Source organism: Geomonas sp., from assembly GCF_056994735.1.
Map to the genome: position 1 here is coordinate 1 of NZ_JBXKJL010000105.1, position 12,873 is coordinate 12,873.

Annotated in this window: 12 protein-coding genes; 11 read left to right on the forward strand and 1 reads right to left on the reverse strand. The window is 59.9% G+C overall.

Annotated elements, in window-relative coordinates; translation table 11 throughout:
* Positions 1–267: 267 nt before the first annotated feature.
* Positions 268–1,638: an OmpA family protein gene (locus AC11W3_RS04800; protein WP_484091745.1), complete on the forward strand. Its 1,371-nt coding sequence runs from the start codon at positions 268–270 to the stop codon at positions 1,636–1,638.
* A gap of 378 nt (positions 1,639–2,016) precedes the next feature.
* Here AC11W3_RS04800 and ku read toward each other — a convergent pair whose 3' ends face one another.
* Positions 2,017–2,796: a non-homologous end joining protein Ku gene (ku, locus tag AC11W3_RS04805; RefSeq protein ID WP_484091744.1), complete on the reverse strand. Its 780-nt coding sequence runs from the start codon at positions 2,794–2,796 to the stop codon at positions 2,017–2,019.
* A gap of 274 nt (positions 2,797–3,070) precedes the next feature.
* On the opposite strand from ku, the gene AC11W3_RS04810 reads away from it, so the two are divergent.
* The 10 genes from AC11W3_RS04810 to AC11W3_RS04855 all read left to right on the forward strand — a co-directional run bounded on the left by AC11W3_RS04810 (position 3,071) and on the right by AC11W3_RS04855 (position 12,820).
* Positions 3,071–4,693 carry a DUF748 domain-containing protein gene (locus AC11W3_RS04810; protein WP_484091743.1) on the forward strand — a complete coding sequence of 541 codons (1,623 nt, stop codon included), beginning with the start codon at positions 3,071–3,073 and terminating at the stop codon, positions 4,691–4,693.
* A 116-nt stretch (positions 4,694–4,809) separates the two neighbouring features.
* Positions 4,810–4,989 (forward strand): DUF6496 domain-containing protein, encoded by a 180-nt coding sequence (locus AC11W3_RS04815; protein WP_484091742.1) that lies wholly within the window; start codon positions 4,810–4,812, stop codon positions 4,987–4,989.
* A 61-nt stretch (positions 4,990–5,050) separates the two neighbouring features.
* Positions 5,051–5,611 (forward strand): quinol:electron acceptor oxidoreductase subunit ActD, encoded by a 561-nt coding sequence (locus AC11W3_RS04820; RefSeq protein WP_484091741.1) that lies wholly within the window; start codon positions 5,051–5,053, stop codon positions 5,609–5,611.
* 55 nt (positions 5,612–5,666) lie between these two features.
* A complete protein-coding gene (locus AC11W3_RS04825) occupies positions 5,667–6,176 on the forward strand; it encodes a hemerythrin domain-containing protein (RefSeq protein ID WP_484091740.1) in 510 nt (169 codons plus the stop codon).
* A gap of 174 nt (positions 6,177–6,350) precedes the next feature.
* Entirely contained in the window at positions 6,351–6,530 is a 180-nt protein-coding gene (locus AC11W3_RS04830; RefSeq protein ID WP_484091739.1) for a hypothetical protein, read from the forward strand.
* 76 nt (positions 6,531–6,606) lie between these two features.
* Complete coding sequence (locus AC11W3_RS04835; protein ID WP_484091738.1) at positions 6,607–7,509, forward strand: alpha/beta hydrolase; 903 nt, start codon at positions 6,607–6,609, stop codon at positions 7,507–7,509.
* Between the two features lie 127 nt (positions 7,510–7,636).
* Positions 7,637–9,109, forward strand: a complete 1,473-nt coding sequence (locus AC11W3_RS04840; RefSeq protein WP_484092585.1) for a polysaccharide deacetylase family protein — start codon at positions 7,637–7,639, stop codon at positions 9,107–9,109.
* A gap of 8 nt (positions 9,110–9,117) precedes the next feature.
* Entirely contained in the window at positions 9,118–10,374 is a 1,257-nt protein-coding gene (locus tag AC11W3_RS04845; protein WP_484092586.1) for a DUF2062 domain-containing protein, read from the forward strand.
* Positions 10,371–11,666 carry a B12-binding domain-containing radical SAM protein gene (locus AC11W3_RS04850; RefSeq protein WP_484092587.1) on the forward strand — a complete coding sequence of 432 codons (1,296 nt, stop codon included), beginning with the start codon at positions 10,371–10,373 and terminating at the stop codon, positions 11,664–11,666. The genes AC11W3_RS04845 and AC11W3_RS04850 overlap by 4 nt, the downstream gene beginning before the upstream one ends.
* 14 nt (positions 11,667–11,680) lie before the next feature.
* Positions 11,681–12,820: a beta-ketoacyl-ACP synthase III gene (locus AC11W3_RS04855; protein WP_484091734.1), complete on the forward strand. Its 1,140-nt coding sequence runs from the start codon at positions 11,681–11,683 to the stop codon at positions 12,818–12,820.
* Positions 12,821–12,873: the final 53 nt, after the last annotated feature.

Sequence of the window (12,873 nt, forward strand, 5' to 3'; positions counted from 1 at the left end):
TCCTCTATCTCAGTACCGGAGAGTGACGCTCCAAGTCATTGATCTTCTGCGACAGACACCATTTTCCCACTGGGAGGTGCTTTGTCAAACAAGCCTTTCCCCGCGGACCAGCGACTGGAAGCTGAAATTTGGATCGAATAGAAAGAGTTGAAGAGAAAGGGGTAATTGACAACCCAGAGAAGGCAGATAGTATTGGTTGTGGTTAACGATTTTTGGTGGTCGTAACATCAGGATGACGAAAATACTCTTAAAAAGGAGGCTCCACAGATGAAAAAAGTAACCAGCTCCATCATCGTTGCTGTACTAGCCTTGCTGGTTCTTGCCAGCATTGCTCAGGCGGGAGAAAGAGCCGGGGCGTTCTCGATTTCGCCCTATGTCGGTGGCTTCGTCTACGATGACCACGATCAAAACGGTCAGGGAAGCCTGACCGAGAACCGTCTCACCTACGGCCTGCGGCTAGGCTATGACTTCACCGACAGCTTCGAGGCCGAGTTGGTCGGTGCCTATGCCCGGGCGGAGAATCGCAGGACCGAGTCGAAATTCAACCACTGGATCTACCACATGGACCTGCTGTACAACTTCTTCCCCCGTACGGCAGTCGTCCCCTATATCGCGGTTGGCGGCGGTGGGCAATCGATCGAGTATAAGCCGAAGAACAACAGTGCCACCGATGGCACCTTCAATGCCGGTCTGGGCCTGAAGTTGTTCATGACCGACGACTTTGCTTTGAGGATGGATGGCCGTAAAATATGGGACTACAGCTACAAGACCCTGGATGACTGGGAATACTCCCTCGGTTTGACCTGGGTTTTCGGTGGCAAAACCCCGGCACCAAAGCCTGCCGTCGGTGCGGCGCCTGGTGCAGAAGTCGAGATGGCGCCCCCCGCCGCGGAACCGACTCCGGGGCACTACAAATACTGCGTGACCATGCACATCGAGTTCGATATCGACCAGGCCATCATCCGTCCGGAATATCGTGACGAGGTAGCCAAGGTCGGTGACTTCATGAAGAAATACCCGACCACAACCGCCGTCATCGAGGGGCATACCGATAACGTCGGCACCGCACAGCACAACATGGATCTCTCCCAGCGCCGCGCTCAGGCCGTTGTGGACTATCTGGTTGACAACTTCGGCATCGACCGCTCACGGCTGACCGCCAGGGGCTACGGCTTCACCCGTCCGGTCGCCGACAACTCTACCGATGAGGGAAGGCAGAAAAACCGCCGTATCGAAGCCATTATCGACTGCGCCTTCGACGTAAAGCAGATCCAGCCGCCGGAAAAACTCTGCATGTCCCTGGTCATGGATTTCGCCTCCGGCAGCGCCGAGATCAAGCCTGAGTACCGTGGCGAGATCGCCAAGGTCGCCGACTACATGAAGATGTACCCGACCACAACCGCCATCATCGAAGGGCACACCGACAACGTGGGAAGCTACCAGGAGAACATGAGACTGTCCCAGCAGCGCGCCGAGAGCGTGGTGACCTACCTGGTCAACAACTTCGGCATTGATCGCTCGCGCCTCACCGCCAAAGGGTATGGCGACACCCGTCGCATTGCCTACAACGACACCGCGGAAGGAAGGGCGAAGAACCGCAGGATCAACGCCGTCATCGACTGCGTCGTCAAGAAGTAGGTCAGGGACTCCGGCTGCTTGAACAGCTGCCGGAAAGAGATCAGCAAAAGGAGATAGCCCACCCAGCGTGGGCTATCTCTTTTTTTATTGATGCCACCACTAACTTCAAAATCCTCCCTCTCCCCCTTTGACAAGGGGGGACGCGAGGGCCTTATCCCCCTCGCCCTGCGGGAGAGGGGCGGGGTGAGGGGGTGCCACGCACATCATTGTCAGTAGTGGTAACAGCCGCTGATCTGGTTCGTGCTGCCGCGTCTGGGTGCGGCTTAAGGCGCGGAGTTTTTGGCAGGGGGACTATCTGGTAGGGGAGGGGGAGGGCGCCGACCGGGGTGGGCGCCCGTCTTTGACACTTGAATGTACAGTAGGAGTCGGTGCCGGTAATCAGGCGGCCTCTTTCCGCTTCTGCTTCAGGCTCTCCTTGAGCAGGGCCATCATGTCGGTCACCTTGGTCGGCTGCGGCGGTTTGGCCTCCGGCCGCGGTTGCTTGCCTTGCGCCTTCTCCTCGATGATCTTCTTCAGCTCTTCGATGTAGGTGTCCTTGTACTTCGCCGGGTCGAACTTGACCGTAAGCTGGTCGATGAGGGACAGGGCCAGGGTGACTTCCTGTTCCCGAAGGTTTTCGTTAGGAGGGAGCTTCAAGTCCGAGGCACTCCTCACCTCGTCCCTGTATCTTATCTGGTTGAGGATCAACAGGTCGTCAAGAGGCTTGACGATCCCCATGGTTCCCCTGTTTCGCAAGACGTAGCTGGCCACACCCACCCTGCCGGATCTCTTCAGCGCCTCCCGAAGAAGGGCATAGGCCTTGGCTCCTGTCTTGTCTGGTTCGAGATAGTACGGCTTCTCGAAGTACCTGGTATCTATCTCGCTCTCATCTATGAAGTCGATGATGTCAATGAGGTGAGTCTTTTCCACGCTGGCACTCTCAAAGTCCTTGTCAGTAAGGACGATATACTCGCCGTCGGTGTACTCATAGCCTTTGACTATTTCTTCGTAAGGAACTTCCTGATTGTCTCTTTTGCAGACCCTGAGATATTTGATCGGGCACAGGTCGCTTTTCCGGAGCATGTCGAGGTCCAGCGAGTTACTTTCCGAACCGCTGAATAGCTTGACGGGAATATTGACCAGGCCGAAGCTGATGGAACCGGACCAGATAGCTCTCATCTTGAACCTCCAGATTCCTTTCGATCGACCCCTTACTGAAGTTGCAGGCGCCGTTAATTCAGCACCCAATTCACGCTCATTTTATCACATTCCCCCTCCCTTGGTCCGGCCGGGACAAGGGGGGCATCCGGGAAAAGTGCCGCAGCTACGGCATCTTTTCAGCTTTCCCCGGGTATAAAATGGGGGGCGTCGCGTTGACAAAAGCTGCCGGCAGCATACATTTGTTAACGTAACTACGCCGTAAATACAGGGAGTCGCGCATCCGGGAGAGATAATGGCCGAAGAAAGAGAGGAGACCCGGGCCCCTGAAAGAAGAAAGCTGCCGATCCCCAAGCCCGTGTTGTGGGTGGTGGGGATACTTGTCGCCCTTGCACTGATTCTCTACATCGCTTCCTTTTTCATCGACGAACCGCTGCGCAGGATCACGGAACAGAAGGTAAACCGCGACCTCAAAGGCTACACGGTCCGTATTCCCGAGCTCCATCTCCGGTTGATCGGCCTGTCGCTCGTCCTCAAGAACCTGACCATCATCCAGCAGGCCCACCCCGATCCCCCCGTCGCCTTGTTTCCCTACATCAAGGCCAGCGTCCACTGGCGCGAGATCCTGTCGGGAAAGCTGGTGGGGGAACTGAAGCTCGACGACCCGAAACTGCACATAAATCTCCAGCAGTTGAAGGCAGAAGCGCAGAGCAAGGTGCCGATGAGGAAGAAAGGCTGGCAGCAGGCGGTGGAAGACATCTATCCCCTGAAGATCAACCTGCTCAAAATCAACGACGCCAACATCACCTATACCGACGAGGATCCCAAGAGGCCGCTGATCCTGAGCCACCTGAACATCCAGGCCGACAACATCCGCAACATCCACCTGCCGGACAAGGTCTATCCCTCCCCCTTCCACCTGGAGACCGACATCTTCGGTACCGGGCACGGCACCATCGACGGTAAGGCGAACTTCCTGGCCGAGCCCAACCCGGCCGTCAAGGCTCATCTAAAGCTGGAGAAGGTACCGATGGATTACTTCAAGCCGGTGGTGGCCCGCTACAACATGGCCATGTCCGGCGGCGTGCTGCGGGCGGCGGGGGAGTTCGAGTATGCGTCCAAGGTGCGGACGGCCCGCCTGACGGATCTGACCATAAGCGGTGTGAAGCTCGATTACATCCATTCCGAAAAGACGGCAGCGACTGAAAAGAGACGCGCCACCAAGGTGAAGGAGACCGCGAAGGAGCTCAGCAACAAGCCGCAGGTGCTGATCAGCATAGACCACCTCGCTCTCACCGGCTCCAACCTCGGCATGGTCAACAATGCCGGCGGCAAGAAGTACCGGGTCTTTCTCTCGGACGCCGATTTCAGACTGCGCAATTTCTCCAACCAGTTCTCCAAGGGGCCGGCCAAGGCGACGTTGCACGGGATGTTCATGGGGACCGGGGTAACCGACGCCACCGGCGACTTCAGGGCGGAGAAAAAGAGCCCGGATCTCGATCTGTACGCCAAGATCGTCAATACGCAGCTGACCTCTATGAACGACCTGCTGCTGGCCTACGGGAATTTCGATGTAGCGGCAGGCACCTTTTCGCTGGTCACCGAGCTGCACGTGAAGAACAACCAGGTGACCGGGTACATCAAGCCCTTCTTCAAGGACATGAAGGTCTATGACCGGCGTCAGGACAAGGACAAGAGCCTTTTCCACAAGCTCTACGAGATGCTGGTGGGAGGGGTGGCGAAGCTTCTGGAAAACCGGCCGCGGGAGCAGGTGGCCACCAAGGCGGACATCTCGGGGCCGCTGCAGAGCCCGCAGACCAGCACGTGGCAGGTCGTGGTCCAACTGCTCAAAAACGCCTTCTTCAAGGCCATACTCCCCACCTTCGAGCACGATGTGACGGCGGCGGGGAAACGTTAAACAGTAGCAGTTGAACAGGAGCACCTCATCAGGCGTATAATGGAGGCAGGTGGCGGCGCTGCCGCAAAGGGTGGCAACAGGGACAGGATCCCTGGCCCCGCGGCAAGGAGGCAGATATGCCGAAATATGGAAAGAAGGCACAGGAGACTGTCAGGGAAGTGATGGACAAGTTCAAGAAGGGGGAACTGAAAAGCGGAGGGAGCGGAAAGAAGGTTACGGACAGGAAGCAGGCGGTCGCCATAGGCCTCTCGGAGGCCCGCGAGAAAGGCGCCAAGGTCCCGGAACCTCCGAAGTAAATAGGCAGATCAACAACAGCCGGTCAGCCGAAGGAGCCGGCAGGGTAAAGGAGATCTAGTCATGGCAAAAAACATAGCAGTATTCGGAATCTATCGCAGCCGGCAGAACACCGAAGAAGCGGTTCAGGCACTCAAAAATGCCGACTTCCGCAACACCGACATCTCCGTGCTTTTCTCCGAGAACGTAGGGACCAAGGACTTCGCGCATGAAAAACACACCAAGGTCCCTGAAGGCTCGAGTGCCGGCGCCGGGACCGGTGCGGTCATCGGCGGCGTACTCGGCTGGCTCACCGGGATCGGGGCCCTGGCCATCCCTGGGATCGGACCGTTCATCGCAGCGGGCCCGATCGTTTCCCTTTTGGCCGGTGTCGGGGCCGGCGGCGTGGTTGGCGGAATCGCGGGAGCGCTGGTAGGCATGGGTATCCCCGAGTACGAGGCCAAACGGTATGAAGGCAGGATCAAAGAAGGGGGCATCCTCCTCTCGGTCCACTGCGACAACAACGACTGGAAAAAACGCGCCATGGATATCCTGAAACAGACGGGCGCGAGCGACATCGGGTCCGAGGGAGAAGCGAAGGCCGACTTTGCCAGCTCGGAAAGACCGAGGCAGAGGACTGACTGACGGGTTGTCTGGTCCAAGCGGCAGCAGAAGCGGTCCCTAGAAAGGAGATACGTCTATGCCGGCACATGAAAAAGCGAGCGAGAGAGGCAGTTCCGAGAGGAACATTCTCGATCTGCTTAAGCAGGACCATGAAAAGACCCGATACCTCTTCGACAGGATCGAAAAAACCGGCAGGAAGGCCATTGCCAACCTGCAAAAGCTCTTCAGCGAACTGGAAAACGAGCTGGAAATCCACATGGAAGGCGAGGAGAGATTTTTCTACTCCGCCTTGGAGCAGCACGAGGAGGCACGCGAAAAGGTCCTCCAGTCCTACGAGGAGCACCAGGTCGCCAAGACCCTCCTCGGCACCTTCAACAGCCTGGCCGTAGACGACGAGCGGTGGGGGGCCAAGCTCCAGGTGCTGAACGAGATAGTCGAACATCACCTCCAGGAAGAAGAGCGCGAGGTCTTCAAGCTGGCCAGAAAGGCTCTGGGCAGAAACGAGATGATCGAGATGGCCGTGCAGTTCATGCGTCATAAGCGCGAGGGGCGCAAGCCGTTAAGGGGTGCCCCCGTCGAAGGATAGACAACATGCTCCCAAGAAGAAACGGCGCCGGAACATACCAGTGGTGACGCTCCACATCATGGACTGGTGCTGGACGACGCCCGTGTTCCGGCGCCGTTTTTTCCTCGATCGTTATTGCTGATTAGCTGTGGATAAATGCGGTTGGCGCGGCCCTCTTCTCCAAAGGAGGAGGCCATGGAAAAGAGCAAGACCTCAGCAAAAGGGGCCGTAAAACAACAGGTCCCGACGGAACAGTCTCGCAGTAGCACCAACCTCCAAAGAGGGCAGGAAGAAACCATTCAACAGCCCAAGACCGGGCAGCAAAAGCACGGACAGCAACAGCAGGGCAAACACAGCAAACAGGGCAAAAAATAGGCTGCAGTAAACAACGAGAGGGTCGCGCCTTTTAACAACCAGCTTTTCTTTTGCAAATGCAATGGAGGGGAACAAAATGGGGCTCCGGCGTACGAAGCCGGCAAGGAGGCCGAAGGGAGGATTCCTCCGCAGTGCTGGAGGGTCCGCCCTGCTCCTCCTCATGACCTTAGGCTTCCTTACCTTAACCGGTTGTGCCACCATCAACCGCTTCATCTTCATTCCGACCAAGGGCATCTCTGCCACCCCCGCCTCGCGCAATATCCCCTTCCGGGAGGTCTGGTTCCAGGCCCCGGGCGGGGTGCGTCTGAACGGCTGGTTCATTCCGGGCACCCCGACGAAATCTCTCGTCCTCTTCTTCCACGGCAATACCGGGAACCTCACCGATAATCTGGACTACATAAAGCTGCTGCACAGCGAAGGCTTCCCCATCTTCATCTTCGATTACCGGGGCTACGGGAAGAGTGTCGGAGAAGCTGTCGCCGAAGACGATCTGTACCAGGACGCCCGGAGCGCCATCTCCTATCTCGAAGCAACAGGCTGGCGTCACGAGCGGATGATCTATTTCGGTCAGTCGCTGGGGGCCGCGGTGGCCCTGCAGATGGCGCTGGAGAGCTCTTCCGCAGGACTCGTCATGGAGGGATCATTCACCCGGCTGAAGGAGGTCGTCCGGCACATATCGCCCTTCGGCTACTACAGCGTCGGCTGGTGGGGGATCGACCTCCCTTTCGACAACCTAGGCAAGATCGCCGACGTCAACATGCCGGTTCTGCTGATCCACGGGGAGAACGATGCCGTGGTGCCGCTGGAGATGACCTTGCGGCTCTACGACAGGGCAGCCGAGCCCAAGATGCTCCATGTGGTCAGGGGGGGAGGGCATTGCGATGCCTTCACCGCGGGCAGCGCGGCCTATGTCGCGGCTTGGGAGCGCTACCTCGGGATGATAGAGTTGCGGACGGCAGCAAGGGACGTAAGGCCATGATTTACAACCTGTTTGACATTTCAGGACATTTCGTTCATGATATCGGCTTTTAATTGGAGGAGGGATCTGCCGCCGCGAAGCTCGGGGCAGCGTGGTCCCGGCCTAAGCCTGGGTAAGGGTACCTTTGATGATTTGTCCGCTGGCACCGGCCCATTTCGCAGCACTTGGGGCCTACGAGCTCTGCGCCTTGTTTCTCATTTTCAAGGCCGACCTGGCACCGTTGCCGCTCACCATCTTTGTCCTCCTCTGCTGCCTCTCCCCCTTCTTGCCACGCTTGAGCTTCTATCTTCCCGTCATCAGCAGAGGTACCAAGGGCGCCAGGGGGGTCGCGCTAACCTTTGATGACGGCCCTGACCCTGAAGTTACCCCGAGGGTTCTCGAGCTGCTGGCGCAGCATGGCGTTACCGCCACCTTCTTTGTCACCGGCCGGCGCGCCGAGCGCTATCCGGAGCTCATCAGGGCAATCCTTTCCGGCGGCCACAGCATCGGAAACCATTCCTACAGCCATTCTCCCTTCCTCATGCTCAAGTCCGCCTCGACCTTGCGGGAAGAAGTGGCCAAGGCGCAGCGGGCCCTGCTAGACTTCGGCGTCGTCCCCGTGGCCTTTCGCCCTCCTGTCGGGATAACGAGTCCGCGGCTTTGGCGGGTATTGCTGGAGAATGGCATGTTCTGCATGAATTTCAGCCTCCGTGCCCGCGACATGGGGAACCGGCGGGTGGCGGGGCTTGCCCGTAAGCTACTGGCAAAAGCGAAGGAACGGGACATCATACTGCTCCACGACGTGGCGCCGGGGCAGGGGGACGTAGCGTACCTCTTGAATGAATTCTCGTCCCTTATCGCGGGGCTCAAGGACAAGGGGCTGGAGATAGCGCCCCTTTCGCGGCTGATCGGGAAGGACGTGATGCAGCGGGGTGGATCCGGATGCCACGCTGCCGAAATATTCTACGACGCGCTGGCTGCTACCTACGATGAGGAGCAGTTTTCCTCGCCGGTCTCTCTCTCGCGAAAGACGGAGCATCGCCTCTTTTCGGCCCGGCTCCCCGAGCTATTCGCCGGAGCCGGGAGGGTGCTGGAGATCGGAGCCGGAACCGGGATCTTCACCCTGGACATCGCCGGCCACTGTGAAGAGGTCGTGGCCGCTGATATCTCGGAAAAGATGCTGGCGCTCCTGGAAAAGAAGGCCGCCGACAAGGGCATTGCCAACATCCGGATCGTCAAGGGAAACGTGGAGACCATGGAACTCCAGGGACCATTCTCCGTGGTCTGCGCCTTCTCGTCGCTGGAGTACCTGAGCGACCTCCCCGGCTTCCTGAAGCGCCTTGGGGCGCATGTCGAGCCGGGAGGCTCCGTCTATTTCATCACCGCCCGCAGCTCGTTCTTCAGGTTCTGGACGCAGGTGGGAAACGCCATGAGGCAGGGGCTGTGGCTTAAGGCGCACAGCCGTCGCGAGATGGAGTCGATGCTGACGGCGGCGGGATTCGAGCAGGTTTCCATCTTCTCCCACCTCCTCAAGTGCGTCATCTCCGGTGGCATGCTGCTCGAAGTGGTGGCCCGTAAGGCTGCTGAACCGGCGGCCTGCGCCACTCCGTCCAAAGCATAGGAGGGGCCGTGGAGAGAGTACAGTCAGTGGCGCCTCCCCCGGTACCGCCGCGCGGGGCGGCAGCGGCGAGCTTGAATACCCTCGTTGTCATCCCGGTCTTCAACCACGCGACCACCGTGGCCAAGGTGGCCAGGCGCGCCCTCGATCAAGGCTTTCCCGTGCTGGTGGTGGATGACGGCAGCACCGACAGGAGCCTCGACGCCGTCGCCGGGCTGCCGGTGGCGCGATACCGGCTGCAGGAGAACCGGGGAAAGGGAGCGGCCATACTTGCCGCGGCGGAACTGGCGGAGCTCTGGGGATTCGAGGCCTTGATCACCATAGACGCCGACGGTCAGCATGATCCAGCCGATGCCGCGCTCCTCGTGGAAAGCTGCACCTCGCGCCGGCCTGCCATCGTGATCGGCGCGCGCGGCATGGAGACCGCCAACGTCCCGCGCTCCAGTCTCTTCGGCAGGGATTTCTCGAATTTCTGGGTGCGGCTGGAATGCGGTGAGACGCTGCCGGACACACAGAGCGGCTACCGCCTCTATCCGGTCGAGTTCCTCCGGCGTTGCCGGTTTTACTCCCGGCGCTACACCTTTGAAATCGAGGCGCTGGTGCGGGGGCGCTGGGCCGGACTGCCGCTTCTCTCGGTGCCGGTGTCGGTTTACTATCCTCCGGCGGGGGAGCGGGTTTCCCACTTCCACAAGTTCAAGGACAACCTGCGTCTGAGTTGCCTGCACACCTGCCTGGTGACCCGGTCGCTGGTGCCGTGGCCGCATCGCCGGTTGTTCACGCATCTGAAGCGGGAAAAGGCGCCGAGCATCTTCGAGCCCCGCGCCTATTTCAGGGCTCTCAGCCGTGAGCACTTTACCGCGAGGGAACTGGCGGCGGCGGTCTGGCTGGGGATCTTCCTGGGAGCGCTGCCGATCATCCCCTTCGGGATCGCGACCATCGTGTACGCATGCCACCGGCTGCATCTGAACAAGCTTGCCGCCGTCGGGGCGAGCAACGTATGCTGCGCTCCCTTCGTCCCGTTTCTCTGCGTGGAACTCGGGCATTTCCTGATCTACCGCCGGTTCTGGTACGACTTCAACCGGCACACACTGCTCGATCAGATCGACCACCGGCTCTGGGAGTGGCTGCTCGGCTCGCTGCTGATCGGCCCGCTGCTGGGGATCGTGGGCGCCGTGGTCACCTACTACCTGGTGCGCTCCTATCGCAGCCGCAACGGGGGAGGGGCGCGAGGCGGGGAAGAGATGACTGAAAAGGCCGAAGCACAATGAAGATCCTGCTGATAAATCCGCCAAACTGCGGCAAGAGCATACCCGAGGAGCGCTACGGCATCGGCTCGATCCGCCAGATCTTCCGTGGAGAGCCGCTGGCGCTCGAGGTGCTGGCGGGGAACCTGGCAGAGCACGAGGTACGGATCCTGGACCTCAAGGCCGAGCCCGAATCCCTGGAGGCGACGCTCCAATCGTTCACCCCGGACATCGCCGCCTTCACAGCGGTTACCTGCGAGGCCAACACGGTGCTGCGGCTGGCCCGGACTGTGAAGGAGCGCTGCGGCGCCCGGATCGTAGTGGGGGGGATCCACGCGAGCTGCGACCCCGAGTTTTTCAACCAGCCGCAGGTCGACTACATCGTGGTTGGTCTCGGGAAAGGAAGTTTGGCCGAGCTCGTCGCCGCCATCGAGGCAGGACGCCCGGCCGGGGGGATCGCCGGGGTAGCGAAGACCACTCCCGGAAGAAGGATGAATTTCATCCCGCGCCATTTCGGCCCCGCCGATCTGGCCGAGCAGGCAGCTCCCCGATACGACCTGGTCAACCGCTATCGCGGGACCTACATCCTGTCGTCAGTCGGCGCGCAGATCGGGATGGTCGCCTCTGCTTTTGGTTGCCCCTACAGCTGTTCGTTCTGCTGCATCAGCGCCCAGGCTGGCGGACGTTACCTGACGCAGTCGATCGATTCGGTGATCCGCGACATCCGGCTATTGGGCGAGGTCCCAGTGGTCCGCCTGGTCGACGCCAACACCTTCGGCAATCCCTCGCATGCCAAACTCCTGGCGGAGGCGATAGTCGCGGCAGGGATCAGGAAGCATTTCCTGGCCGACGTGCGCTCCGATACCGTGGTGCGCCATCCCGACCTGATGCGGCAATGGAAGGAGGCGGGACTTCGGTCGGTCGTGATCGGCTTCGAGGAGATCATGGACGGCGACCTTTTCCGGCTCAACAAGGAGAGCAGCGTCGCGGTTAACGACCGGGCGATCAGTATCCTGCACGACCTCGGCATCACCATCGTCGGCGACTTCATAGTCTCTCCCGATTACGACGAGGCGCGCTTCGACCAGCTGGAGAGCTATGTGATCAGCCGGCGGATCGATCTGCCGATTCTGACCGTGCTGACCCCGCTCCCCGGCACGCCGCTTTACCTGGACATGTCGGACCGGATCACCATCCGGGACCTCGACTACTATACGCTCACCAACGCAGTGGTGCCGACCCGCCTGGGAGAGGAGCGGTTTTACCGGCAGTACGCACGGCTGATGAACTCTTTTCACGCCGGCGCCAAGTTATAGGGGTATCAGAGCAGATGAACGTGTACATAACCGATATCGCGGCATTTCTTCCCAATGAGCCGGTCGATAACCAGAACATGGAAAAGGTCCTGGGGATGGCCCGGCAGACTCCTTCCCGGACCAGGGCGGTAATCCTCAGAAACAACAAGATCAGGGAGCGACATTACGCGATAGATCCCGACAGCGGACGGATCACCCATACCAATGCGCAATTGGCTGCCGAAGCGGTACGCCGCCTGAACCCGTACCATGGCTTCACACCCGACGACATTGAATGTCTCTGCTGCGGGACTTCTTCGCCTGACCAACTCATGCCGGGACACGGGCTGATGGTCCACGGCGAGCTGGCAACGAGCCCTTGCGAGGTTGCCAGCATGTCCGGCATCTGCCTGTCGGGGATCAGCGCCTTGAAATATGCGGCATTGAACGTTGCCTGCGGCATGACCCGCAACGCCGTTGCGACCGGCTCCGAGCTGGCCTCCACCTTCATGAGGGGTGAGCTCTTCGACGCGCTGACCCCGGAGAGGGCGGAGGAGCTTGAGAATTGCCCCAGCATCGGCTTCGATGCCGACTTCCTGCGCTGGATGCTCTCCGACGGCGCCGGAGCCGTTTTCATCAGCGGGGCGCCCTCCACCGAAAAGCTGTCGCTGAAGATCGAGTGGATCGATCACCTCTCTTTTGCGGGCGAGCTTGACACCTGCATGTACAGCGGTGGCATGAAGAATGAGGATGGAAGCGTAACCGGCTGGAGGTCGCTGGCCGGCGCGGCGGGGCCCGAATCTTTCCTGGTGAAGCAGGACGTGAAGCTTCTGAACCGGGAGATCATCGCCACCATCGTCGATAGGACGCTGACCCGTGTGGTCGCCAAGCGCGCCCTCTCGCCCGAGAGTATCGACTGGTTTCTTCCCCACTACTCGTCCGATTATTTCCGCCAGCCCCTCCACGACCGGATGGTGGAAGCCGGGTTCGCCGTTCCCGAAGAGCGCTGGTTCACCAACCTCCCCACCAAGGGGAACACCGGCTCCGCCTCCATCTACATCATGCTGGAGGAGCTCTTCCATTCGGGGCGGCTGAAGAGAGGCGAGCGGATCCTCTGCATGATTCCCGAGAGTGGCCGCTTCTCTGTCGCCTACATGCTGCTGACAGTCGTGTAGGTCCCAAACCGGGAAGTGCACCCTTCGACAAGCTCAGGGTGAACGGTGTTGAT